The following is a 24,452-nucleotide window of genomic DNA, read 5'->3' as shown; positions in this document are numbered from 1 at the left end:
GCAAGATACCCGTCATGATGCACGTCACGGTGAAGCTGCAGAAATGCATTTTGGGGGATACGGCAATTGCAGTATCCCCCAAACACAGTGTTGATCTTTCAGATCTCAGGCCAAGGCGGCCTCATCATCCACCGGACGCGCCGAAACAACAGGAACGTTGGGCAAGTGCTTCTGTGGGAGAGTCTTAGGCTTGAAGCTCGGGCGCTTCGCTTCGAACTCATCGATCAGTTCAACGTCTTGAAGAGTTAGGCCGATATCATCGAGACCCTCCATCAGACGCCAGCGAGTGTAGTCATCAATCTCGAATTCGCAGGCGAATCCACCACAGCTGACCATTCGGTTGACGAGGTCAATCTTCACCTCGAGACCAGGTTCGTTCTCAAGTAGCTTCCACAGCTGCTCAATATCCTCTTGCGCGACGATTCCGGCAACTAGACCTTGCTTGCCCGAGTTGCCGCGGAAGATGTCAGCAAAGCGGGGTGCCAGCACGGCCCTGAAACCGTAATCCTTAAGCGCCCATACTGCGTGCTCACGCGAAGAGCCCGTGCCAAAGTCAGGGCCTGCCACTAGTACAGAGCCGCGCTTGTACTCATCTTGGTTGAGCACAAAGCTTGGATCCTTGCGCAACGAAGCAAAAAGCGCATCTTCAAAACCCGTGCGCGTGATTCGCTTCAGGTATACCGCCGGAATGATCTGGTCTGTATCAACTTCGCTGCGCCGGAGCGGGACGCCAATACCTGTATGAGTCGTGAACTTCTCCATGGTTGCGTCCTTTCAGTCCAGATCTGACGGGGTAGAGATGGTTCCACGTACGGCTGTTGCCGCAGCCACCAAAGGGGAGACCAAGTGAGTGCGCCCGCCCGGGCCTTGACGGCCCATAAAGTTTCGATTTGAGGTGGAAGCCGAACGCTCCCCCGGCGAAAGCTTGTCAGCGTTCATAGCCAGGCACATTGAGCAGCCTGCATTTCGGAACTCCGCGCCGAAGTCAAGGAAGATCTTGTCTAGGCCTTCAGCCTCTGCCTGCAGGCGCACGCGCGCAGAACCAGGCACAACCAGAACACGAACAGAATCCGCTTTGTGACGTCCCTCCATGATGGCAGCGACACTGCGCAGATCCTCAATACGTCCATTGGTGCAAGAACCAATGAAAACCGTGTCAACGGCGATGCCCTTGATGGGAGTGCCGGGTTGCAGCGCCATGTATTCGAGCGCCCGTTCGGCAGCCTTGCGCTGGGTCTCGTCAGCGATCTCTACCGGATCCGGAACGGTCGCAGAAATCGGAACGCCCTGACCAGGATTGGTACCCCACGTCACGAATGGTTCGAGGTCGTCGGCGTCGAGGTCAACAACGGTATCGAAGGCGGCGTCGTCGTCGCTCACCAAGGTGCTCCAGTACGCGACTGCGTCATCCCAATCTTCAGGTGCGTTGGGACGGCCATTGATGTAATCAAACGTGGTCTGGTCAGGCGCGATCATGCCAGCACGAGCGCCCGCTTCGATCGACATGTTGCAGATCGTCATGCGCGCTTCCATGGAGAGCGAGCGAATAGCCTCACCGCGATACTCAATGACGTGCCCTTGCGCACCGTTGGTCCCGATCTTCGCGATGATCGCCAAGATAATGTCTTTGGCTGTGGTGCCCGGGCGCAGCTTGCCGTTGACGTTGACCGCCATGGTCTTGAAAGGAGTGAGCGGAAGAGTCTGAGTGGCCAACACGTGTTCCACCTCAGAGGTGCCGATGCCAAATGCCAAGGCGCCAAACGCGCCGTGCGTGGAGGTATGGGAGTCGCCACACACGATCGTCATACCGGGCTGGGTGATGCCTAGCTGCGGGCCAACCACGTGGACAATGCCCTGATCTGCATTACCCAGTGAGTAGATCGGCACTCCGAATTCCTCACAGTTTATGCGCAGCTGATTGATCTGCGCGCTGGAAACTGGATCCGCGATGGGAAGGTCGATGTTGACCGTGGGAGTATTGTGGTCCTCAGTTGCGAGCGTCTGGTCCGGGCGGCGAACCTGCCGTCCAGCGAGCCGCAACCCTTCAAAGGCTTGTGGGCTTGTCACTTCGTGAACAAGCTGGAGGTCGATGTATAGCAGATCAGGCGATCCATCTTCTCCGTGCTTGACGATGTGATCGCTCCAAACCTTTTCGGCAAGAGTGCGGCCCATAAGTTGCTCCTTCTTCTCGTAGATACACGTTCGCTCACGTCACACGCGGGCGCACTTGCATCTCACGCCTTGAGATGAGAATATCAGTTCATGGACACACTGGCAGCCGTCATTTCGGAGAATCGTGAAGAAGCGGGCAGCGGAGTCGGCGTACTCGATAAAGCCGCCGCTGTTCTTTCTGCGCTCGAGTCTGGCCCCCAAACTCTGGCCCAGCTGGTAATCGCAACGCATCTGGCACGTCCCACCGCCCACCGGCTCGCGGTGGCCCTCGAGTACCACCGCCTCGTTGGCCGCGATATGCAGGGTCGATTTGTCCTTGGACCTCGACTTGGCGAACTTGCCTCAGCTGCAGGCGAAGATCGTTTGCTTGCAGCGGCAACCCCAGTACTGGTCGCCCTACGTGACCACACCGGCGAGTCGGCACAGCTCTTCCGGCGTCAAGGCGAACAACGCATCTGTGTTGCTGCTGCCGAACGCACCATGGGGCTGCGCGATTCCATTCCTGTGGGTGCAACACTGTCCATGAAGGCCGGCTCCTCAGCCCAAGTACTCTTGGCGTGGGAAGAACCAGACCGGCTTCACCGCGGCCTGCACGGCTCCAGCTTTACCGCGACCAATCTCTCAGCTGTTCGCCGGCGCGGCTGGGCGCAATCTGTTGGCGAACGCGAACCAGGCGTAGCCTCAATCTCCGCTCCAGTGCGTGGACCATCGGGCCGAGTCATCGCATCTGTCTCCATTTCGGGACCGATTGAACGGATGGGTCGCCAGCCAGGGCGCCAGCACGCTGCTGCCGTTGTCACTGCCGCAAAGCGCCTCTCTGACGTCATCCAGACCACCGAAGGGATGGATCCCCACACTGTGTGACGGGTATGCGGCTGAGTTCTGCACCAGCCAGCACACCCGCGCTCGCCGCACCTTCAGCCAAGGCACCCGCGTTCGCCGCACCTTCAGTCAGCGCACCCGCTGAACACATCTACATCCCCCGCATCGACATTCAGCACCGCCTCCGACAAGCGAGGATGCAGGAAGCTGCCATAAGATAAGGCAATGAAGCGCACCCTTCTTGTTACCAATGATTTCCCTCCCCGCAAGGGTGGCATCCAGACATATCTGGAGGGATTTGTCAGGGAACTCGATCCTCACCAGCTCGTTGTGTACGCCTCCAGCCCGCCTGATGGCGGTGCCGCGGCATATGATTCCTCCCAGCCGTGGACCACTTACAGGTATCCAGGCACGATGATGCTTCCACTTCCCTCTGTGTGCCGTGAAATGCAGCGCATCATTGCCGAGGAACGGATTGACGTGGTGTGGTTCGGCGCTTCCACACCGCTCGGAATTATGGCAAATGCTGCGCGTTCGGCCGGCGCTTCACGTGTCATCTCAACAACGCATGGCCACGAAATTGGCTGGTCGATGATCCCCGGCGGCAGGCAGTTTCTCACCAAGATTCTACGAAGCGCAGACACAGTCACCTATCTGACGGACGCCACTGTGCGCAGGCTCTCGCGCCCCATCGGCAGCACGCATCACGTGCGCATGCCCGGCGGTATCAATCCAGAAGACTTCGCATTTTCTCAAGAATGGCGCGATACCTTGCGCACGCGATACGGAATTGGGGACGAACCCGTTGTGGTGTGTATCTCGCGCCTCGTCGAGCGCAAAGGCCAGGACACGCTCATCGAGGCGTGGCCCTCTGTGAGATCACATTTCCCCACCGCCAAACTCGTCATTGTAGGAAAAGGTCCGTACGAAGAAACGTTGCGAAAGATGGCCGACGACGTCGTCGCTATGCCCGGTCTAGCCGATTCCATCATTTTCACCGGCGAAGTGCCCTACGCGGAACTTGCGGCTCACTATTCTTTGGGAGATATCTTTGCGATGCCCTGCCGGACGCGAGGTGGCGGCTTAGATATTGAAGGGCTCGGGATCGTGTATCTGGAGGCATATGCAGCTGGGCTTCCCGTCGTGGCGGGCGATTCTGGTGGCGCTCCAGAGGCAGTTGTGAACCGCCAAACAGGGCTAGTGGCTGCTGGAGGACGGCCTGCAGCAACAGCCGCAGCGCTCCGTTATCTGCTCGAGGATCCCGCCCGCGCCAAGAAGATGGGCGAGGCCGGGCGCCAGTGGGTTGACGCTCAATGGCGGTGGAGTCATCTGGTGGAGCCTCTCCTCAAGGAACTCTCCTGACCATGTGGCAGGCTTAACCAGTGCTTTCAATTCTTGTTGCGGTCGCTGTTGGACTTGGTCTGTCCATTCAGACGGCAGTGAACTCACGCCTGCGACTCAACGTTGGTTCCCCATTCTTTTCCTCGCTGGTCTCCTTTGCGGTGGGTACGGTCTTCCTCGTATTGATCGTCGCGATTGAGGGACGTGGCATTCACCTGCCCGAAGGATTGCCTGTGTGGACTCTCTTGGGTGGTCCACTAGGCGTGCTCGCCTTGACGTCCAACATCTTGTTGTTCCCGTTCCTCGGTGCGGTGGAGACGGTGTTGCTCCCACTCCTCGGACAGGTTCTGATGAGCCTTATCATCGACGAACTGGGACTCTTCCGCGCCAATCAACACGAGATGGACGTGGCGCGAGGAATGGGAGCTCTACTCATGCTAGGAGGAGTTCTCCTTGCAGTGATGAGCAAGCGTGGCACGAATGTGGGCTCACAGATACACGGAGGCAAGGCTCTCTGGCGCATGTGGGGCATCGTTGCCGGAGGCTTGGCGGCCTGCCAATCTGCCATCAATGGTCACCTTGGGGTACTGCTCGGTTCCCCGCTCAACGCCGCACTTATCTCCTTCTCTGGAGGATTACTGGTTCTCCTCATCCTCGTCACAGTGATCGGGCATTGGCCTACCACCAAGCGCAGAATGGCTGCATACCTCAGCTCGCGAGTGCAATCGGTCGAGATTTCCACCGTGTTGGCGGGTGACGATGGCGAAGGCTCACCGGCGGGTGACGATGGCGAAGGCTCACCGGCGGGTGACGACGACGAAGGCTCACCGGCGGGTGATGCTGGCAAAGTTTCACTGACGAGTGACGACGGCGATGGCGAAGTCTCCACGAACGCTCCTGCGAAGCTTCCTTCTGTGTGGCGCCCGTGGTGGATATGGACCGGCGGCATCCTCGGTGCGTTGTTTGTGTTTGCGGTGGCGAGTCTTGTTCCCACTCTCGGGACCGGCCTCACGCTCATGTTTGCCATGGTTGGGCAGGTATCAGGATCTATGTTGGTGGATCACTTTGGGGCTTTTGGCGCTCAGAAGAACCCAATCATTCCCATCCAAGCGGTGGGCGTCATCGTCATGGCCGTTGGTGTCATGATCATCCGCGTTATGTGAGATGAGAAGACTGCCTTTCTAGGTTTACGCAAAGCCGAACTTCACGGGACCGTTTGAGAGAGGCCGGACGGACTGACGAAAGGCAAGGCGACTTGATACGCTCCCACCATGACACGCGTCGCAATTTCTGCTTGCTCTAATCCTCCGGAATCCGAGTCCACGATCATGCAGCTTGCTCAGGCACTTGAGGCTGCCGGCTTCGACGTCGCTTCAGAGCCTATTCGCAGATTGGCATTCAAGAACCGAGGAGAATGGCGCTGGGATCCACGCGATCGGGCAGACCTCCTCAACCATGCGTTCGTAGATCCCTCCATAGATGCGATCCTTGACCTCAGCGGTGGTGACCTCGCCAACGAGGTGCTTCCGTTCTTGGACTGGGATGTCATTGCCAGCAATCCAAAACCGATGGTTGGTTACTCAGACCTCAGCTGCGTTCTTGGCTCCCTGCCTTTCCGATCGCTGTTGTGGAATCCTCGTGTTGGGATTGAGCACGGCTTCGCTCCCCTAGAGGTCGCTCTGGAGGGCTCCAATGTTCGGCCTGCTATCACCGCGCTAGAGACCGGTGAGATGGCGTCTGACCATCCCGTGGTGGATGCTCACGTCATTAACGCTCTTCCATGGCTGGGCGGGAACATTCGTTGCTTCCTTAAACTTGCGGGAACGGAGAACTGGCCCGATCTCACGCGCAAGGTTCTTGTCATTGAAGCACTCCATCTCTCATTGAGCTCGCTCGCGGCACTACTGGCCCACCACACCATGCTCGGGACATGGGATTACGTGGCAGGAGTTGTGGTAGGTCAACTCACTTCGCTTGATGAGGCCAGCCAACGCGATGCTGCACTTCACCTTATTGGTTCTTATACCAGCGGGTTGCCTCTCTTTGCGGCGCCAGGACTCGGACATTCTATGGACTCAGAAGCTGTCACTCTGGGTTGATATATCACCGACCTCCTTGGAATGTGTGCACGTTCACACTATCGTGAGTAGTGCACAGATCACGCATTCAGGAGGCATTATGCGACGGCAATTGTCAGCCGTCTTCGCCCTCACCGCAACCGTGGCCCTTGTGGCCGCGTGTGGCGCGGACGAAGGCTCTTCTTCCGATACCACCGAACCCACTGGCACCACTGAAACAACTACGGAATCCACGCTTCCCGATCTCTCTGGCCAGAGCCTGACGGTGGCTGCCGATTGGTCAGGCGCCGAACAAGAGAGCTTCGAAGCCGTTTTGGCCGAATTCGAAAACCTCACGGGAGCAACCGTCACCTACACATCGCTCGGCAACAATGTTGCCACCACACTGGGAACGCAGATTGAAGGCGGCAAACCACCCTCGATCGCGCTCATTCCTCAACCCGGGCTTATGAAGCAACTGGCTGAAGACGGCTCCATCGTGCCCCTATCAGACGATGTCCTAGCTGTTGCGGATGCCAACTATGCTCAGACGTGGATAGATCTGGCAACAGTGGACGACGACGTTTACGGCGTCTGGTTCAAGGCTGCCAACAAGTCCACCGTCTGGTACAACGTCGGAGTCTATGATGACGCAGGCGCGGCCATCCCAGAGACGTGGGATGACTTCTTGGATACTCTACAGACAGTCTCAGATTCTGGCGTACCAGGATTGGCAGTGGGTGCGGACGTGGGCTGGCCCCTCACCGACTGGTTCGAAAACGTGTACCTTCGCACAGCCGGCCCGGAAAAGTATGACCAGCTGGCAAACCATGAGATTCCTTGGACTGATGACTCAGTGAAGGAAGCTCTCGGGATCCTTGGAGATCTCTGGGGAAATGATCAATTGCTCTTGGCAGGCGGTGCCCAGCGGACATTCCCAGATTCTGTGACGGCAGTATTTGGCGATACTCCGCAGGCAGGAACGGTCTTTGAAGGCGACTTTGTTGCATCAAATATCGCAGATCAGACCTCCTCCGTGGTTGGCGAGGATGCCAAGTTCTACTCATTCCCCTCCATCAACGGCTCAGACCCCTCGGTCATGGGAGCTGGAAATGTGGCGATTGCGTTTGATGAGAGTGAAGCAACTTCCGCTCTCATGTCATTCCTTGCCTCTCCTGAGTCGGCAAACATTTGGATTGCTCGAGGTGGTTTCACCTCCCCGAACCAGAACGCCGACATGAGCCTCTATCCAGATGAGACCTCCCAAGAGATCGCACAGCAACTCGTTGATGCGGAAGTCTTCCGCTTCGATCTGTCCGATCTCACTCCATCCGCATTCGGCGGTACAGAAGGTCAGGGATTCTGGGCAGAGATGATCAAGTTCTACCAGAACCCAACTGACGTTGATGCTGCCGCCGCAGCCCTTGAGGCCGCGGCAGTAGCGGCTTACTGAGTCACTTAGGTTGTGGGAGGGCGCGCGCTACCGTTTTGCGCGCGCCCTCCCACAGCTTGGCTTTGGCAATGGGAGAATCATGAGCAGCACACACGCACGCCGACCCTCACGCAAAGACAGCCCCCGACTTCTTCTGGCAATCATGCTTGGCCCAGCGGCGCTCGTCCTCATCGTGATGATCGTTTACCCGATTTGCTATTCCATCTGGCGTTCTCTGTTTGATAGCACAGGCACGACCTTCGTTGGACTGGGCAACTATGTGGAAATGTTTCAGCGCCCGTCCACGCTGAACGCCGTCCGCAACAACCTCATCTGGGTGCTCGTTGCACCCCTCGTGTGTACCGTTTTGGGCCTTATCTTTGCGGTACTTATGGAAAGGATTCAGTGGCGCACCGCCTTCCGGCTCATCATCTTCATGCCCATGGCGATTTCGATGCTGGCCGCCGGAGTTATCTGGCGTTCCGCATTTCAACAGGACCCCAATATCGGACTGGTGAACGCCGTCGTCGTCGGAATCCAAGACACCTTTTCAGGCACAAGTTCGTATCCTGGCGCAAGGCCTCGCGAGGAAGTAGGAATAACGCAAGAAGACGACGGCGCCATCGCCACCGATTCACTTGCCACCGCTGGTGATGTAGTCAACTTCCCGCTTATTGGTATTAAGCCCGACGACGTCGCCGGTTCGTCTATTGCCCAACCGGCCACTTCCGAAGCCACCTCTATCACCGGAACCGTCTGGCTGGACTTCGTCAAAGGTGGTGGCGGGGAGGCTGGTCAGATGGGTGCCGACGAGCAAGGTTTGGCCGGTCTCAAGGTGGAGGCAGTAGACGCCAGCGGGCAGACCATCGCTTCCACCACAACCGACGATTCCGGCCGTTTTGCGCTGGAAGTAGGATCTGGCGTGGACGCAAGCATTGTCTTGCCCTCCACGAACTTCACAGCGAGTGCTACAGGCGTCAACTGGCTGGGACCATCACTCATTACACCGGTGGTGATCTTGGCATTCATCTGGATCTGGGCAGGCTTTGCAATGGTCATGATTGCCTCGGGCCTCGCAGCAGTGGATCACACCCTCTTAGAAGCCGCCCGGACAGATGGTGCGAACGAATGGCAGGTGTTCCGAAACATCACGATTCCGCAACTCTTGCCGGTGCTGTCAGTGGTGCTCGTGACTCTCATTATTAACGTGCTCAAGATCTTTGATCTCGTGTATGTTATTCCACCCGGAGAATCCAAACCCGCCGCCAACGTGGTTGCGGTACAGATGTGGACCGAGTTCGGTGGGAACGACTACGGAATGGGCTCTGCACTGGCCATATTCCTTCTCATCATGGTGCTGCCATTCATGCTCTTCAACATTCGAAACTTCCGGAAGGGTCGTGAGTCATGAGCATCCAGAACCTCAGCGAAGATCCGATTCTCGAAAGTAACGCCACCCCACTCATCGCGTCACCCTCTTCACGGAAGACGTCTGTGGCCGGCCGGATCGTCCGCATCTTCAACAACGGGATCGTCAACACTCTGCTCATCATCGTGGCAGCGTTGTGGTTGGTCCCCACAGTTGGGCTCTTCTTTTCATCTTTACGGACGTCGAATGCCTCCGCTCAGTCCGGGTGGTGGACCATTTTTGGCGACACCTCGCAACTAACACTGGAAAACTACGCTAGGCTGCTGGATTCGCCGTCGTTCGTCCAATCCATCATCAACACCATACTGATCGTGGTTCCTTCAACCTTCCTTGTGGTGGCATTAGGGTCCATGGCGGGCTACGCGCTCGCGTGGGTTAACTTCCGTGGGCGCGAATGGGTGCTGATTCTGATCGTGGCGCTCATGGCCGTGCCGTTGCAGGTTTCCTTCATTCCACTGGCCAAGTTGTTCGGCATGGTGGGGATCTTCGGGACCCGCTGGGCGGTCATCTTGTTCCACACAGCATTTGGTCTACCGTTCGCCGTATACCTGCTACGGAACTTCTTCCGCCAGATTCCGTTGGAGATGATGGAAGCTGCTCGAATTGATGGAGCTGGTGAGGTGCGGATATTCTTCCGCATCGCTCTGCCGTTGGCTCTACCTTCTATCGCGTCGCTGACCATCTTCCAGTTCCTGTGGTCATGGAATGACATGTTGGTGGCGCTCATCTTCGCAGGAGCAAATGATGCGCCTCTCACTGTGGAGCTGCAGAAGCAGCTGCGTCAGTTCTCCTCAAACATTGACATCCTTGCCTCTGGGGCATTCCTTTCGATGGTGGTGCCCCTGATCGTGTTCTTCGCTTTCCAGCGCTACTTCGTCAACGCGCTCATGGCTGGAACAACCAAGTAGAGCCTATGCCGCCAGAAGCTCGGCGAAGGTGGGAGGTGCACGGCGCGTGCCCCTCCCACCTTCTACAGGCGACCACCCGTTTTTCGCCGCACCCTCCCTGCCTCGCGGCGCGTCGACCTGCGCCTCACGAAACGCCCCGGCGTACTTCTACAGCTTCTTCTCCCACGCGACTGCCAGGCGGGCAGGCGTAAAACCAAATCTGATGTTAAGAGCAATAACCGGCGTATTGCCTCCAGAGTTCCACGTCCATACGCGCCGAACACTTGGGTAGAGGTCACGCAGTTGAGCCACGTTGGCCCGCTTCATCCATGTTGCCAACCCGCGGCCCCGATGTTCCTCGCGGGTCAGCGTACCTTCTTGAAATGCAGCCACAGGTGCATCGCCACCAGTAACGTTGATCTTGCTCCACCCCACGAGTTCTCCGCCAACGGGGCGAACTGCCGCAACAAGCCACTCCGTATTGGAGCGCGTGGCCAACTGTTCCTTGCGGACCACCCTGCCCACATCCCACACTTCGTCTGATCTAGTGAGACTGCCAGAAGGCATATCAGTGGAGGCCAAAGCATACAAAGGTGCAAGCTCATCGAGAAGCTCAAGGGGGCTCTGCGGCGAATGCCACGTGAGCGCCTCATAACCCTCAACCGGGATCGCCATCGATTCATGCTGATCAACATTGAGAACGTTGATCCACTCGCTAAACTCTGCCCGGTATCCGGCCTCTTGGAGCTCCACGCTCAAAGATGTCTGAACTGGCGACACCATCGTGCCATCTGTAGGCAGAGCAGTGACAACTGCGTGGACTAGGCGGGTATCGGCCTCTGAAGCTTCTTCCCAGGCCGAGTGCTCAGTCCAGACCTCCAGCCGAGTTCGGCCCTGGGCCCGAACCACATCTTCAGCAATTCGAAGAAGAATCGCCTCGACTCCTGAGCCCACGAAATCGTCGGCCAACATTACCTCGAGATCCGCCGTTTCTAAGTTATCTCGTAAGGGATATGAGATGGAAAGAGCCCCTGCGATGGCCAAGCGACTTGGTTGATCCGCATCTTTGCCCGCGTCGGATTCCGCAACCTCGCCAACGCCGCGCTCCTCCGCCCCAAACTCTCGTTGACTCAGCGAAAGAGCTCTGTGAAGTGCTCCAGCACTCTCGAGGTGCGCAAGAGTCAAATCTTCGCCAGCCACGCCTTCGGGACTTGTCGCGATCAATATGTGCGTGCGCCTTGTATCAGAATCTAAGGAACCGGCTACGAACTCAGTAGCTGTGATCATTTGGTCTAGGTTTCCACCAAGCCGCATGGATTCTTCACCGCTGAGTGCTTCGAGTGCACTGTGCAGGAAAGTGGTTTCGCCGTCTGTAGGCGTTGGGACTTCAATGAGTCTAAATTGTGTGGCCACAGTAACAAGAATATGGTACCCCCGACCGGATTTGAACCGGTGTTACCGCCGTGAGAGGGCGATGTCCTAGGCCGCTAGACGACGGGGGCTAGGAAAGCAATGAGAATTGCCATCTTCAGAAGAAAGACCGCTGGAACGGATCAAGCTTCTTTGTACCCCCGACCGGATTTGAACCGGTGTTACCGCCGTGAGAGGGCGATGTCCTAGGCCGCTAGACGACGGGGGCCTCTGCGCGAGCGAACTCGCATGACCTCAACTTTCGTTGTTGCCATTGGCTGGGGTACCAGGACTCGAACCTAGAACGGATGAACCAGAATCACCTGTGTTGCCAATTACACCATACCCCAAGGGTTTGCCAGCCTTTTGAAGCAATGCCTCAACTGGCGACAGCAAGAAACTTTACCCAGATCAGCCACTGGTTTCAAATCGAAACGGCACCATCGGGCAGATAGGTGGGTCACAGTGACCCGCAAGCCCACGGGTCACGTACTCCCCTGGTGCGATGAAAGGCAGGACCTCCACGACGGTCCTGCCTTTCATCAAAGCCTCAGCCTCAGGCAGCCAAAATCCCCACCAGGCGTGCGATGCGCGCAAGAACCTCATCTTTGCCCAAGATAGCCATGGAATCGACCACCGGCAGAGAGACGTTCGTTCCCGTCATTGCCACGAAGAGTGGGCCAAAGGCCAAGCGCGGCTTGACTTCCATTTCCTCGACCAGCTTTGCATCGAGAGCTGGCTTGATGTGTTCGGCATCAAAGGTCTCCAAATCTGCAAATACCTGTGAAGCCGCCTGCAAAACGTCTACGGCGGAATCCTTGAGCTTCGATACGGCCTTTTCGTTGTATTCAATCTGATCGGACGTGATGAAAAGGAAACGCATGAGATCCGTAGATTCACCCAAGAGTTGCATGCGAGTCTGGGCGAGCGGCGCAGCCGCAGTGAGCAACTCACGCTCGTTCTCAGTCAGGCCTTCGTACGAATCGGCAGAAACGATTCCACCCTCATGCAGATATGGCACCAAGCGGGAACGGAAGTCTGCTTCATCAAGCATGCGGATGTGTTCGGCGTTGATGGCAATGCACTTCTTGTCATCGAATCGAGCTGGGTTTGGATTCACATTGGCGATGTCAAAAGCCTGGATCATCTCCTCCTTGGAGAAGATGTCATTGTCAGCGGCAATGGACCAACCGAGCAGGCCTAGGTAGTTCAGGAGGCCTTCCGGGATCATTCCACGCTTGCGATGGAGCAGCAGATTTGACTCCGGGTCGCGTTTGGAAAGCTTCTTGTTGCCTTCACCCATGACGTAGGGAAGGTGGCCAAAACGAGGGGTAAATCCGGCGACGCCGATTTCCTCCAGCGCTTTGTAGAGGACTACTTGGCGCGGAGTAGATGAGAGGAGGTCCTCGCCGCGCAGCACGTGCGTGATCTCCATTAGGGCGTCATCAACCGGGTTGGTCAGTGTGTAAAGAGGATCACCATTGGCACGGACAATGACGTAGTCGGGAACTGACCCGGCCTTGAACGTGATCTCGCCGCGAACCAGATCGTCGAACGAGATGTCGGAATCGGGCATTCGCATGCGCAGCACGGGTTCCCGCCCGGCGGCGCGGAAGGCCGCCTTCTGTTCCTCGGTGAGGTGGCGATCGAAGCCATCGTAGCCAAGCTTGGGGTCCTCGCCCTTGGCGAGGTGGCGCGCTTCGATCTCAGCGGGCGTGGAGAAGGCTTCGTATGCGTACCCGCCAGCGAGGAGTTTGGCCGCAACATCGCGGTAGATATCGCCGCGTTCAGACTGACGGTAAGGGCCGTGGGGGCCACCTACATTGACGCCTTCGTCCCAGTCGAGGCCCATCCATTCGAGCGACTCAATGATCGCGTTGAAGGATTCCTCGGAATCGCGGGCGGCGTCGGTATCTTCGATTCTGAAGACGAATGTGCCACCTACGTGACGTGCGTATGCGTAGTTGAAGAGGCAGGTGCGCACCATTCCCACATGAGGGGTTCCGGTGGGCGATGGACAGAAGCGAACGCGGATATCTGAACCCGCAGCAGTGGTAATAGCCATGGTTCCTCAAGGATAACCCGCACCACACCTTCAGTGCTTTCCGAAGAACGTGATACCGACGACGACGAAACGTGGCTCCGTCCGGTAGGCGTCCGAAGGGCAGGCTAAAGTTGTTGCCATGGCATATGACTTCGACACCCGCACTATCGAACAGTTGACCGCAGAGGGATCGCACAAATGGTCCCGCTTCCCCGGCACGCTAGGCATGTGGGTGGCGGAGATGGACTTCGGTATCTCAGATGAACTCCGCGATTACCTCATCGCAGAAGCCAAGCGGGGCACGTTCGGTTATCTTCCCCAGCGTGATACGAAGCAGATCCTCGAAGCGACCTCGGAGTGGTTCACGCGTTTTGGCTGGAGACCAGATCCCGCGCGTATGCTCCTGATTCCCGAGGTTCTTGAGGGAATGCGCCAAACCATCAAGCACTTCACTTCCCCCGGTTCGCCAGTGGTAGTTCCAACTCCGGCTTACATGCCCTTCTTGACTATCCCTGCCGAATTCGATCGCGAGGTCATCCAGGTTCCTAGCCACCGGGATGACGCCGGTATATGGCACATGGATCTCGAGGGTATTGACGCGGCATTCAGCGCGGGTGCGGAACTCATCATTCTATGTAATCCGTGGAACCCAACAGGGCGCTGCTTGACCCGTGAGGAGCTCGAGGCGCTGGACGCTGTGGTTGAGGCTCATGGCGCACGCGTGTTTGAGGACGCCATTCATGCTCCACTCATCTTGGATGAGAACACGTATGTGCCCTATGCAACTCTCAGTGAGGCGGCCGCCAGCCGAACAATCACCGCCGTCGCCGCGTCTAAGGGATGGAACATCCCCGGTCTCAAGTGTGCCCAGCTCATCTTCAACAATGCCGCAGATTGGCGCGCTTTCCAGCCATTTGCCTACCCGGTCAGCGAGCCGACATCCACCACTGGTGCACGTGCTGCCGGAGTCGCTTTCTCTCAGAGTCAGGATTGGAACGATTCTCTACGTGAGTATCTCGCCCAGAACCGCGACGTCCTCGTCGATCGGATTGCTAGCTGGAATGGTGTGAGTGTTGCTCCGGTGGAGGGTACCTACATCGCGTTCATCGACTTCTCGGAACTGGCGGCAAACGGCGCGTTCGGCGAACTCTCGCCAGCTCAGTTCATTCGCGAAAAGGCGGGTGTTTCCTTCACTGAAGGCTCACTGTGCGGCACGGGATACGAAACCTTCGCCCGCATCATCTTTGCAACCCCGAAGGCGATTCTGATCGAAGCGCTCGATCGCATTGAGAAGGCTGTTCCTGGTCTGGTTTAGCCTGGTCCGAGCTTGGTGTGACTGGATGAGGGGCGCGTGGCGACGCGCCCGTCATCCAGTCACCCGGCAAGGCCATGAAATCAGAAGCCGCGAATCACTCGATTGCGCATGGATCCGATCCCTTCCAAGCTCACGTCAACCACATCGCTTTCACTGGACATCGGAGCCTCCACACCTGCTCCAGTCAGAATCACATCACCAGGCAGCAACGTAAAGATCGTGGATAAGTAGGAAACGATCTGGGTTGGTGAAATCTGAAGCTCCGCGGTAGACCGCGTTCCTGCCGACTGCCCGTTCACCTTGACTTCAAGGACCTTGTCAGATGGATCAAAATCCGTGTCAATGACCGGCCCAAGTGGGCAGGAGGCGTCAAAGACCTTATTCAACACCACCGGCACACCGCCCGCAGTCACATCGTTGGCTAGGGTGTAACCAAAGATCGCTTCATGGGCGCGCTCTACTGGCAGTTCCTTGGCTACCCGCCCAATGACGATAGCCAGCTCGGCTTCATAGGAGATACTTGAGGCCCAGCGTGGGAAGTTGATCCCCTGATCAGGGCCCACCACGGCCGTGTTCGGTTTGAGAAAGACTGTTAGGTCCTCAACCTTATCCGTATCGTATGCGCCACCCAGCCCCACAACCTTTGACCTCGGCAGCATCGGAGCCACCAACCGGACCTCGTCGGCAGCCAAGCGCTGACCGCTCGGTTCGATCTTCCCAAACATGGGATCATCCGCAAGAACAATGTAGTGGTTAGTCTCTTCATCGAGAACTGCGTAGCGAGGGCCCTGATCCAAACCAAGTCGTGCAAGTTTCATATCCTCACCATATATGGGCTTGCGTCTCTGTTTGCCTCAATCAGCACAGGGCGAATTGTTGCCAAGCGGACTCTCACGCCACGGCGAGTTCCCGCCCATTCACCACCGTGCACCTGCCCACGCACGCATGGAGCTCTGAACTAACGCGCTCAGATCTAACCAGACCAGAAGCAACTGTGGAACGCTTGACTCAAGGAATCAATACTGGAGGAGGCCACGCCATGGACATCGCAGTTAACGGACTCGTCAAGAAGTTCGGTTCCTTCACAGCGCTCGATCATCTGGACCTAGCGGTGGAAAGTGGATCCGTGCACGGATTCCTGGGCCCCAACGGCTCCGGCAAGTCCACCACCATCCGAACGCTCCTTGGGCTCTATCGCCGCGAAAGCGGGCAGGTGACAGTTCTTGGGCAAGATCCAGCCACGAGTGCTGACACCATCAATCGCAAGGTGGCCTACGTACCAGGTGATGTGGCGCTGTGGCCAAACCTCACAGGCATGCAATGCTTGGACGCCCTCGCTTCCATGAGAGGCGCACGAGACGCCGCGCGCGAATCACTGCTCATCGAGCGCTTCGCCCTCGACCCATCCAAACGCGTACGCACCTACTCCCGTGGCAATCGCCAGAAAGTGGCGTTGATCGCGGCACTATCCGCGCCCGTAAAGCTGTTGCTGCTGGATGAGCCCACCAGCGGGTTAGATCCGCTCATGGAGCAGGCCTTTCGCGAAACCATTGCGGAAGCTCAAGGATCTCAACAGACGGTGCTCTTATCCAGCCACATCCTCAGCGAGGTCCAAAGCGTGTGCACGGATGTCACGATCATTCGTGAGGGCCGCACAGTCGAATCCGGATCTCTGGCACAGATGCGCCACTTGGCCGCCCGCGAGATCCGCGCTCGCGGCCCCAAACCGCAGCTCACCGCGTTTTGCCTTTCCCTTACCTCGTCTGGCGCATCACCCACGCGCGAGGGCGACGACGTCGTCGTCAAAGCAAACGATTCCGACGTTCCGCACTGCCTGGCGCTGGCGATCGATGCCGGGCTATCGGACATCACATGTACGCCGGCCAGCCTCGAAGATCTGTTCCTGCGTCATTACGAGGCTGATGTGAGATGAGTACCAGCAGCACGCTTGTTGCGGCAACTCTTCGGGCCGAGATCCGCACAATCTTGGTGTGGACGGTGTCCATTTGCGGCCTTATTGCTCTTATGCCCAGCGCCTATGCCTACTTTCTCAACGAACCATCCACCAACGACCTGTTGGCTCAGACCATCGGTGGCAGCTCAGCCATCGGTATCTTGTATGGACCGCTCCCTGAACCTGCGACCGTGGGCCAGATGGTCCAATGGGAAATCGGCGCATTCGCGCTCGTCGCCACGGCACTTATGGCTGTGAGCATCGCAGGCCGCGGCAGGACCTCCGAAGATTCAGGCCTTCGTGAGTTGGTACAGGCGGTAGGAATACCGCGAGCAGGAGTATTCGGATCTCAGATCATTGCGCCCGTTACCGCGAGCGCAGCCGTGGCTCTCACTACAGCGCTTGTGATTGCGGCGCAGGTGCCATTTGTCGATGGATTGACGGTGAGAGGAGCTGTGCTCTTTGGACTGGCCCTTGGCCTCAACGCTCTGGCTTACACCGGCTTAACCCTCATCTTTGGGCAATTGGCACGCGACTCGCGTTCCGCCCGGACGTTTGGCTACATATCGGTGGCCGTGGGATACGCGGTCCGCGTGGGCGCGGATGGGGCAGACGCGCCCACATTGCGCTGGCTCACTCCTTTTGGATGGAAGGACATCCTTTCACCTTTCACTCACAATGCGTGGCAAGCAGGAATCCCCATGCTTATCGCGTGCTTTGCACTCCTCATCGTCGCATGGCTGCTCTTTGACTCGCGCGAGCTTCACGGAGGTATGCTCCCGGCCTTTGACTCCTCCACAGCTCGGCTCCGCGCCAACAACTACTTCGTATTTGAGGCACGCATGGAACTGTGGCGGCTCGTCAGTTGGCTTGTGGTCGTAACCGCGTTGGGAGCTCTGTTCGGCAGACTCGCCGGTTCCCTTATGGATCTGCTCCAGTCGGGCGGTTTCGACGAACTCATGGAACAGATGACAGGGCTAACCAACCCCAGCGCCCAGTACATCGCCGTGTGTGCGGACTTCCTAGGTATTCTCGTCATGTTTGCCGCTATCCAGATAACGATCGCGTTGGCCGGATCCGAGCGGCATGGATACCTGGATAACCTTCTCGCAGTAGGGCTTTCTCGGGCCACGATTCTCATGAGTTGCCTATTATGGATGATCGCTGCGAGTCTTCTGTTGGCAGCCGCGGGCGGAGCAGCACTGATGGCCGCCAGCCAACCCTACTTCGGCTTCGATCAAGCCGTGTATGCGTTATGGGGCACGCTTAGCGCCCTGCCCGGAGCGGTCGCCGCGGGCGCAGTGACTCTGCTTCTCTTTGCTATCAATCGCAGATACAGCGCAGGTGCATGGATTCCGGCCGTCTGGTCCACAGTCGTAGCGTGGTTCGGAGGCCTTCTTCGCTTCCCTGAGTGGCTGACCAAGCTAACCTTCATTGGGTGGCGGGTAGATCCGCAGGGTTCGAGTGATTGGGCTGCCATCGCCGTTCTTGTGGCAGTCGCATGCGCAGCCAGCGTTCTAGCTCTGATCGTGTTTCGGCGGCGCGACGTCGGTCTCCAGTGAACGAGGTCGGTCTCCGGTGGACTGCGGAACAAGAGGACCTGACTCAACAGGAACAACACAATGTGGCACTCGGAGCGACGGACGCACCCACGTAAGTTACGGTAGAGTAACTTACCTACAATCTTTGTAAAGCGCCTTCCACACCAATCATCCCTGGAGGACTAGTGAAAAAACACCGCGACGGATCGTGGTCAGAGAAGACCAAGAGCCCACTTGAACCCCACATGAGCGTGCCGTGGCTGATCGGCAAGCGTCTGAAGGAACGCCCCAACGACGTCTGCGTGGAAGTGAAATCCCGCTTCGGACTGTACTGGCATCCAATTACAGCCGCCGAGTTTGAGAATGACATTGTGCGAGTGGCCCGCGGCCTCATTGGGCTCGGCCTCCAACCGGGTGAATCGATTGCCATCCTCGCTGCCACAAGCTACGAATGGTCGCTTATTGATATGGCTGCGCTTTCTGCCGGTCTTGTGGTGGTGCCGATCTACGAATCAGATTCGGCTGAACAAGTTCGATGGATACTTGAGGACTCTGAAGTGCGGCTAGTTGTTGCCGACTCAGCTGCGCACGTCGAACTCGTTGAATCGGTCCGGACCGATCATCTTCTGCCCACAATCCTCATCGACGACGACGGCATGGGTGCGATCTACGAGGCCGGGATCAGTATCCCTGCGCAGGCGGTTGCAGAGCGCCGCGCAGCGCTGGGAGCGTCGTCGCTGGCTACCATCATCTACACCTCGGGAACCACGGGGCGTCCGAAGGGAACCGAACTCACACACGGTAACCTCGTGTTCTCCACGCTCTCTGTACTTCAGACAGAGAAGGAGATCATCGATCGCCCGGGTTCGCGCGTGCTGCTGTTCCTGCCTCTGGCGCACATTATGGCCCGCATTGTCAGCATTTACGCACTCGCGGGCCACGGACGCATGGGGCACGTTCCCAACACCCAGAGCCTTATTTCCGACCTCGCAAGCTTCAAGCCCACAGCACTTCTGGTGGTACCACGCGTGCTTGAGAAGATCTACAACGCGGCCGAAGCGAAGTCCGGTGGCGGCAAGAAGCTAAAGATCTTTCGGTGGGCCGCACGGGTGGCCGTTGAGAACTCTGAGAAGACCCATCACGGCTTGATCTTCCGAGTCAAGCGAGCGATTGCGAAGAAGCTCGTGTGGTCCAAACTCACGGCGATCCTAGGCGAGAATTGCCATTACGCCGTCTCTGCTGGTGCGCCCCTTGGCAAGCGTTTGGGGCATATCTATCGCGGAATCGGACTCACTGTGATCGAAGCCTTCGGTCTGACCGAGACCACTGGTGCATCTACGGCTAATCGGCCCAACGCGTTTGTCATGGGAACCGTTGGCCAGCCGATCCCGGGAAGCGACGTAAAGGTTGCTGAGGATGGCGAAGTGTTACTTCGCGGCCCCCACGTCATGCGCGGATATCACAACAACCCAGAGGCCACGCACGAAGCGATCGACGAACAGGGCTGGTTCCATTCAGGGGATGTCGGCACCCTTGATCATCACGGCTTCCTTACCATTACAGGGAGGAAGAAGGATCTCATTGTGACTGCGGGAGGAAAGAACGTTGCTCCCGCAGTGCTAGAGGACAAGTTGACAGGCCATCCACTGATATCGCAAGTGGTCGTTGTGGGTGACAAACGGCCGTTCGTGGGTGCGCTCATCACGCTTGATGCGCAGATGCTACCTGGGTGGCTCGCCTCGCATGGTTTGGCCTCAATGACTGTTGCGGAAGCTGCCAAGGATCCGCATGTTCTCGCATCCCTGCAACGGGGAATTGACCGGACCAATAAACAGGTCTCGCGGGCGGAATCTATTCGCAAGTTCGGCATTCTCAGTGGAGAGTTCACTCAAGAAAATGGGCTGCTGACGCCGTCACTGAAAGTCAAGAGGGCGGCTGTATTGAGCCGGTATTCAGAACAACTCGAGGAACTCTATCGCGATACACGGTCCTGACTCTCCGGTTTGGGACAGTTTTGCACCATCTAGTTAAAAGAGCGCGTGTAGACTAAATGGGTCAGCAAGTGCCAGCCAATGCCGGCTGCACCGCTCAGTACAAAATTCGTAAATCACGAACTGCTCATGGAGGCAATATGTCCGAGATTTCGGGCCATACCAAACTCATCGCTCTTCTCGGCTCCCCAGTTGAGCACTCACTCTCCCCGGCCATTCACAATCTCTCCTTCGCGAAAGAAGGAGTGGACGCCGTCTACCTCGTCGCCGACGTAACTCCCGATACGCTTGAGAATGCCATCATCGGCGCCCGCGCGCTGGGCTTGGCCGGTCTCAACGTTACGATGCCTTGCAAGACCCACGTGTTGCAATACCTCGACGGATTGTCCCCCGCTGCCGAACTTATGGGAGCCGTCAACACTGTTGTGCGCGAAGGTGACAAGCTTATTGGTCATAACACCGACGGCGCTGGCGCACTCCGCGCCGCGAAGGAAGCCGGAATCACCGTGTCCGGCAAGAAGGTAACGGTCTTGGGCGCGGGCGGTGCAGGTTCGGCTGTGTTTACGCAAGCGGCGCTAGATGGCGCTACCGAAATCAGCGTGTTCAACGTACGCGATGAGTTCTACGACTCCACGGAGGTCCGCCTTGCGGAGCTCACCGAACGCACTGGCGCAACGCTTACCCTTTACGACTTGGCCGATGAAGCTCGCCTTCAGTCCGAAGTCGCTGAAAGCGTGCTGGTTGTGGATGCTACCCGAGTTGGTATGCCTCCCTTTGAGAACGAATCAAACATCAAGCCTGAATGGATGAAGCCGGGCCAGGCTTTCATGGATACCGTCTACCATCCTCGTGAGACCAAGCTGCTCAAGCTCGCCAAGGAAGCTGGCGCTACGGCAATTGGCGGGCTCGGCATGCTGCTGTGGCAGGCCGCACTGGGCGAAAAGCTCTGGCTAGATGTTGATATGGACGTGGCCTACATCGAGGAAAAGGTCTTCAGCGAAGCTGAGTGAAAGCACTAGCTGCTACAGGGGTGGCTAAGCGGGTGGTGGGCAAGGAGTTCCTTGCCCACCACCCGCTTTTTGCCGTATCCAAACTACGGCTACATCAAGGGTTGGGTGTGCCATCAACAGTCGGGCTGGTGCCGTCGGTGCCCGGTAGACTCTGGTACCGCAACGCGGGTTGGCGGCGCAGCCAGCTCTGGTACCGCAACGCGGGTTGCCGGCGCGGCCACATAGCTTCACCACTTACTTCGCAGGAAGCTCCTGCTGTGGGCACGAACTGAGGATTCTGGCCATCGCATCATATTCTGCCTGAGTCACCCACAGCGAATACTCCGCCTTGACTGCAATCTGCCGCGCCACGTATGAGCAGCGGTACGACTTGCTGGGTGGCAACCATGTGGCGGCGTCGCCATCGCCCTTCTGCGAGTTCAACGATCCCTTCACAGCGAGGAGATTGAGTGGATCATTTGCGAACTCATGCATGGTCTGTGCGTCCCAACTCTGCGCACCCTTTTGCCATGCATCAGACAGGGCCACCACGTGGTCAATCTGTACATCGTTTGAGGTGCCCACGCCGCGAGTAAATGCGATCTGCTCGCCTGAGTAGGGATCATTCAGCGTGCCCGTCTGCACCACACAACTGCTCCCGTCTCTCATTGACAGGTCAGTCAAATCGCGGCGCAGAATATCATTGCGGGTATCGCAGCCGTTTTTGTCAGTATCAAATTCGCGATAGCCAAACGCGTCCCGGTCATATCCGGTCTTGGCCGCTCGTCCTTTCACTGGCAAGGATTCCAACGCGTCGATCGCCGAACCCACCGCAGCCGGACTACTCGTCACATCGGAAGGTGACTGGGGCGACGCCGTCGTGGTTAGAGCGGATTGAACCGGCGACGGAGAATCAATCCGTGAGGAATCGGAACCTGCTGAAGAGGACGATGTGGCATCCCACGTTGGCGCCTCCGAATCGGATTCACCGCCGGCTAATGCGCCCCATCCCACTACGACAATGACGACGACGCCAAGCCACGCGCTTTTCTTCACTTTGTTCCTTCGATGTTTCCGCACTGTGACGTGCAGCTTTGTGCATGTCTGAGTCTACGCCGCAGCTCGGACACGAAATTGGACGAACGCCATCGTTTCCCTCGGAGTAAGCTCGCGGCATGCCAACGTTGACTTTCCGTCCTCTCGATGAGGCAGAGTTCGAAACCATGCGCACCAACCTCATCACCGACTTCTCCACAAACAAAGTGGCCTCTGGAGAATGGGAGTCACATGAGGCATTGGAGCGTGCTCGCGCGCAGATCAGCGTACTTCTTCCTCTCGGCCGCAAGACTCCTAACAATTACTTCATTGGCGGCATCACCACGCAGGGGCTCCTCATTGGAACCGTATGGGTCTGCCTAGATGAGCCAGTGCCAGGGACTGCGTACATCTATGACATTGTGATCTTCCCCGAATCGTGAGGCAACGGATTCGGACGCGAGCTCCTGAGCGCTGCTGAGCACAAAGCGCAGCAGCACGGCATGAAGCTTATGGAGCTCAATGTGTTCGGCAGTAACACCGTGGCGCGATCGCTCTACTCGTCACACGGATATGAGACAACGAGTCTGCACATGCAAAAAGGACTTGGATAAGAACTGACCGCACGCGCTGTTCCCCAGATGCTCCTCCTGCAATGAGAAGCTACTGTTCTATGAGCACTTCACCCGCCCTCTCTGGCAAGAAAAGCGCAGCAACCAATGCCACAACAAAGGCACCGGCGAATGCTCCGAAGATCAGTGGCCATCCACCTGCAGAGTTCAGAAGTGGAACGGCTAGAGGAGCTGACATTGCGGCAAAGCGCCCAAACGCCGTGGCAGTACCGGCACCTGTGGTGCGAAGCCACGTCGGGAACACCTCGGGTGTCACGGCATACAGTGCGCCCCACGCACCTAGATTGAAGAAGGACAAGAGGCACCCCGCCACCACAATGAGCACTGTGTTGGGTACCAATCCCATAGCGATTGCGGAGATGGCCGATCCCGCCAGAAAACTCGCCAACGTAAGGCGCCGGCCCCACTTCTCAATGAGTACCGCAGCACAAGCGTAGCCCGGCAGCTGCGCCAACGTGATGATGAGCGTGTAGCCGAACGACCGGACAAGGCCGTTGCCCTCTGCGACTAAGAGGGAGGGAAGCCAGGTGAATGCTCCGTAGTATGCAAAGTTGACCCCGATCCACGTAAGCGAGAGCGCGATCGTGTGCTTTCGATGCGTTGGGTTCCACAGCACTTTCCAATGGGGCTTCGGTGCCACGTCGAGTGGGCGCGAGGCCACGGGCTCCACCCCGGCAGCTTCCTCAAATCGCCGCACAGCGGCTTCGGCCTCCCCAGTACGCCCCCGGCTTTCCAAGAAACGCACGGACTCAGGAAGAGTGCGGCGCACCACGATGGCGTAGATGGCCGGGATGGCGCCAAGAGCTAACGCCCATCGCCAACCGCCTTCGCTCGGTACAACGAAATAGCCGATAAGTGCAGCGGCCAACCATCCCACTGCCCAGAATGCTTCGAGGATCACCACAACGCGGCCACGGATCCGCGCAGGCGCATACTCCGATACGAGCGTCGATGCCACAGGGAGTTCCGCACCAAGGCCAAGACCCACAATGAACCGAAACACCACAAGCACGATCAGGCTCCCTGCCAGTGCAGAAGCACCCGTGGCGATGCCATACACCACTAACGTGGCTGCGAATACGTTACGCCGTCCGATCCTGTCAGCAAGTAGTCCACCCAACGATGCGCCTACGGCCATCCCAACAAACCCGATGGACGCAAGGATGGAAGCTTCTCCAGAAGTCAGGCCCCACTCGGATATGAGTGCCGCCATGATGAAGGAAATGAGGCCAACGTCCATGGCGTCGAGCGCCCAGCCAACCCCTGATCCACCGAGAAGACGAGTGTGAAGGCCAGTCCAGGGCAGGCGGTCGAGCCGTTCGGGCCGCGTGGGTAACAACTGTGAAGTCATGTTCCACAGACTATGGGGATTTCAAATTACTAGTTGCAGGCGTCTGCCTG

The 24,452-nt window shown here is 57.7% G+C and carries 20 protein-coding genes, 3 tRNA genes and 1 pseudogene; 14 read left to right on the top strand and 10 right to left on the bottom strand.

Annotated elements, in window-relative coordinates:
- Nucleotides 1–105: 105 nt before the first annotated feature.
- Together leuD and leuC are read right to left on the bottom strand one after the other, a co-directional pair.
- Nucleotides 106–762, bottom strand: a complete 657-nt coding sequence (gene leuD, locus H2O17_RS04785) for a 3-isopropylmalate dehydratase small subunit (RefSeq protein ID WP_182050634.1) — start codon at nucleotides 760–762, stop codon at nucleotides 106–108.
- A 12-nt stretch (nucleotides 763–774) separates the two neighbouring features.
- On the bottom strand, nucleotides 775–2,172 hold the full coding sequence (gene leuC, locus H2O17_RS04780; protein ID WP_182050632.1) for a 3-isopropylmalate dehydratase large subunit: 1,398 nt from the start codon (nucleotides 2,170–2,172) through the stop codon (nucleotides 775–777).
- A gap of 90 nt (nucleotides 2,173–2,262) precedes the next feature.
- Between leuC and H2O17_RS04775 the strand changes: the two genes are divergently transcribed.
- From H2O17_RS04775 to H2O17_RS04745, 7 genes are all read left to right on the top strand, one after another.
- Nucleotides 2,263–3,036, top strand: a complete 774-nt coding sequence (locus H2O17_RS04775) for an IclR family transcriptional regulator (protein ID WP_182050630.1) — start codon at nucleotides 2,263–2,265, stop codon at nucleotides 3,034–3,036.
- Nucleotides 3,037–3,219: 183 nt separating this feature from the next.
- Complete coding sequence (locus H2O17_RS04770; protein WP_182050628.1) at nucleotides 3,220–4,356, top strand: glycosyltransferase family 4 protein; 1,137 nt, start codon at nucleotides 3,220–3,222, stop codon at nucleotides 4,354–4,356.
- A 20-nt stretch (nucleotides 4,357–4,376) separates the two neighbouring features.
- Nucleotides 4,377–5,498 (top strand): DMT family transporter, encoded by a 1,122-nt coding sequence (locus H2O17_RS04765; protein WP_182050626.1) that lies wholly within the window; start codon nucleotides 4,377–4,379, stop codon nucleotides 5,496–5,498.
- A 108-nt stretch (nucleotides 5,499–5,606) separates the two neighbouring features.
- Entirely contained in the window at nucleotides 5,607–6,434 is an 828-nt protein-coding gene (locus H2O17_RS04760) for an LD-carboxypeptidase (RefSeq protein ID WP_182050624.1), read from the top strand.
- Between the two features lie 79 nt (nucleotides 6,435–6,513).
- The gene (locus H2O17_RS04755) at nucleotides 6,514–7,845 is read left to right on the top strand and encodes an ABC transporter substrate-binding protein (protein WP_182050622.1); all 1,332 of its coding nucleotides are present in this window, start codon (nucleotides 6,514–6,516) and stop codon (nucleotides 7,843–7,845) included.
- 79 nt (nucleotides 7,846–7,924) lie between these two features.
- Complete coding sequence (locus H2O17_RS04750; protein WP_182050621.1) at nucleotides 7,925–9,235, top strand: ABC transporter permease; 1,311 nt, start codon at nucleotides 7,925–7,927, stop codon at nucleotides 9,233–9,235.
- On the top strand, nucleotides 9,232–10,161 hold the full coding sequence (locus H2O17_RS04745; RefSeq protein ID WP_182050619.1) for a carbohydrate ABC transporter permease: 930 nt from the start codon (nucleotides 9,232–9,234) through the stop codon (nucleotides 10,159–10,161). The genes H2O17_RS04750 and H2O17_RS04745 overlap by 4 nt, the downstream gene beginning before the upstream one ends.
- A gap of 147 nt (nucleotides 10,162–10,308) precedes the next feature.
- Here H2O17_RS04745 and H2O17_RS04740 read toward each other — a convergent pair whose 3' ends face one another.
- From H2O17_RS04740 to gltX, 5 genes are all read right to left on the bottom strand, one after another.
- Nucleotides 10,309–11,553, bottom strand: a complete 1,245-nt coding sequence (locus H2O17_RS04740; RefSeq protein ID WP_182050616.1) for a GNAT family N-acetyltransferase — start codon at nucleotides 11,551–11,553, stop codon at nucleotides 10,309–10,311.
- A gap of 13 nt (nucleotides 11,554–11,566) precedes the next feature.
- Nucleotides 11,567–11,642, bottom strand: a tRNA-Glu gene (locus H2O17_RS04735).
- 64 nt (nucleotides 11,643–11,706) lie between these two features.
- A tRNA-Glu gene (locus H2O17_RS04730) sits at nucleotides 11,707–11,779 on the bottom strand.
- A gap of 46 nt (nucleotides 11,780–11,825) precedes the next feature.
- Nucleotides 11,826–11,900, bottom strand: a tRNA-Gln gene (locus H2O17_RS04725).
- Nucleotides 11,901–12,106: 206 nt separating this feature from the next.
- A complete protein-coding gene (gene gltX, locus H2O17_RS04720; protein ID WP_182050614.1) occupies nucleotides 12,107–13,615 on the bottom strand; it encodes a glutamate--tRNA ligase in 1,509 nt (502 codons plus the stop codon).
- 118 nt (nucleotides 13,616–13,733) lie between these two features.
- Between gltX and H2O17_RS04715 the strand changes: the two genes are divergently transcribed.
- Nucleotides 13,734–14,909, top strand: coding sequence for a MalY/PatB family protein (locus H2O17_RS04715; RefSeq protein WP_182050612.1), 1,176 nt, complete (start codon nucleotides 13,734–13,736; stop codon nucleotides 14,907–14,909).
- 80 nt (nucleotides 14,910–14,989) lie between these two features.
- Here the strand turns inward: H2O17_RS04715 and H2O17_RS04710 are convergent, their stop codons facing one another.
- Nucleotides 14,990–15,727 (bottom strand): fumarylacetoacetate hydrolase family protein, encoded by a 738-nt coding sequence (locus H2O17_RS04710; RefSeq protein WP_182050610.1) that lies wholly within the window; start codon nucleotides 15,725–15,727, stop codon nucleotides 14,990–14,992.
- Nucleotides 15,728–15,948: 221 nt separating this feature from the next.
- Here H2O17_RS04710 and H2O17_RS04705 point away from each other — a divergent pair, with 221 nt between their 5' ends.
- The 4 genes from H2O17_RS04705 to aroE all read left to right on the top strand — a co-directional run bounded on the left by H2O17_RS04705 (nucleotide 15,949) and on the right by aroE (nucleotide 21,405).
- Nucleotides 15,949–16,842, top strand: coding sequence for an ABC transporter ATP-binding protein (locus H2O17_RS04705; protein ID WP_182050608.1), 894 nt, complete (start codon nucleotides 15,949–15,951; stop codon nucleotides 16,840–16,842).
- Complete coding sequence (locus tag H2O17_RS04700; protein WP_182050607.1) at nucleotides 16,839–18,425, top strand: hypothetical protein; 1,587 nt, start codon at nucleotides 16,839–16,841, stop codon at nucleotides 18,423–18,425. Before H2O17_RS04705 ends, H2O17_RS04700 begins: the two co-directional genes overlap by 4 nt.
- A gap of 164 nt (nucleotides 18,426–18,589) precedes the next feature.
- Nucleotides 18,590–20,398, top strand: coding sequence for an AMP-dependent synthetase/ligase (locus H2O17_RS04695; protein ID WP_246311330.1), 1,809 nt, complete (start codon nucleotides 18,590–18,592; stop codon nucleotides 20,396–20,398).
- Nucleotides 20,399–20,535: 137 nt separating this feature from the next.
- Nucleotides 20,536–21,405, top strand: a complete 870-nt coding sequence (gene aroE / locus H2O17_RS04690) for a shikimate dehydrogenase (protein WP_182050605.1) — start codon at nucleotides 20,536–20,538, stop codon at nucleotides 21,403–21,405.
- Nucleotides 21,406–21,639: 234 nt separating this feature from the next.
- On the opposite strand, the gene H2O17_RS04685 is transcribed toward aroE, so the two are convergent.
- A complete protein-coding gene (locus H2O17_RS04685) occupies nucleotides 21,640–22,440 on the bottom strand; it encodes an HNH endonuclease family protein (RefSeq protein WP_246311328.1) in 801 nt (266 codons plus the stop codon).
- 119 nt (nucleotides 22,441–22,559) lie between these two features.
- Here H2O17_RS04685 and H2O17_RS04680 point away from each other — a divergent pair, with 119 nt between their 5' ends.
- Nucleotides 22,560–22,862, top strand: coding sequence for a hypothetical protein (locus H2O17_RS04680; protein ID WP_182050603.1), 303 nt, complete (start codon nucleotides 22,560–22,562; stop codon nucleotides 22,860–22,862).
- Between the two features lie 12 nt (nucleotides 22,863–22,874).
- Nucleotides 22,875–23,033 (top strand): annotated as a pseudogene (locus tag H2O17_RS11810) (GNAT family N-acetyltransferase); the annotation flags it as partial.
- Nucleotides 23,034–23,082: 49 nt separating this feature from the next.
- Here the strand turns inward: H2O17_RS11810 and H2O17_RS04670 are convergent.
- Complete coding sequence (locus H2O17_RS04670) at nucleotides 23,083–24,402, bottom strand: MFS transporter (RefSeq protein WP_182050601.1); 1,320 nt, start codon at nucleotides 24,400–24,402, stop codon at nucleotides 23,083–23,085.
- Between the last annotated feature and the right edge of the window lie 50 nt (nucleotides 24,403–24,452).

Source organism: Changpingibacter yushuensis, assembly GCF_014041995.1.
GTDB classification, from domain to species: Bacteria; Actinomycetota; Actinomycetes; order Actinomycetales; family Actinomycetaceae; genus Changpingibacter; species Changpingibacter yushuensis.
Note: the sequence above shows the minus strand (reverse complement) of the source record. Positions and strands in the feature narration are given on the sequence as shown.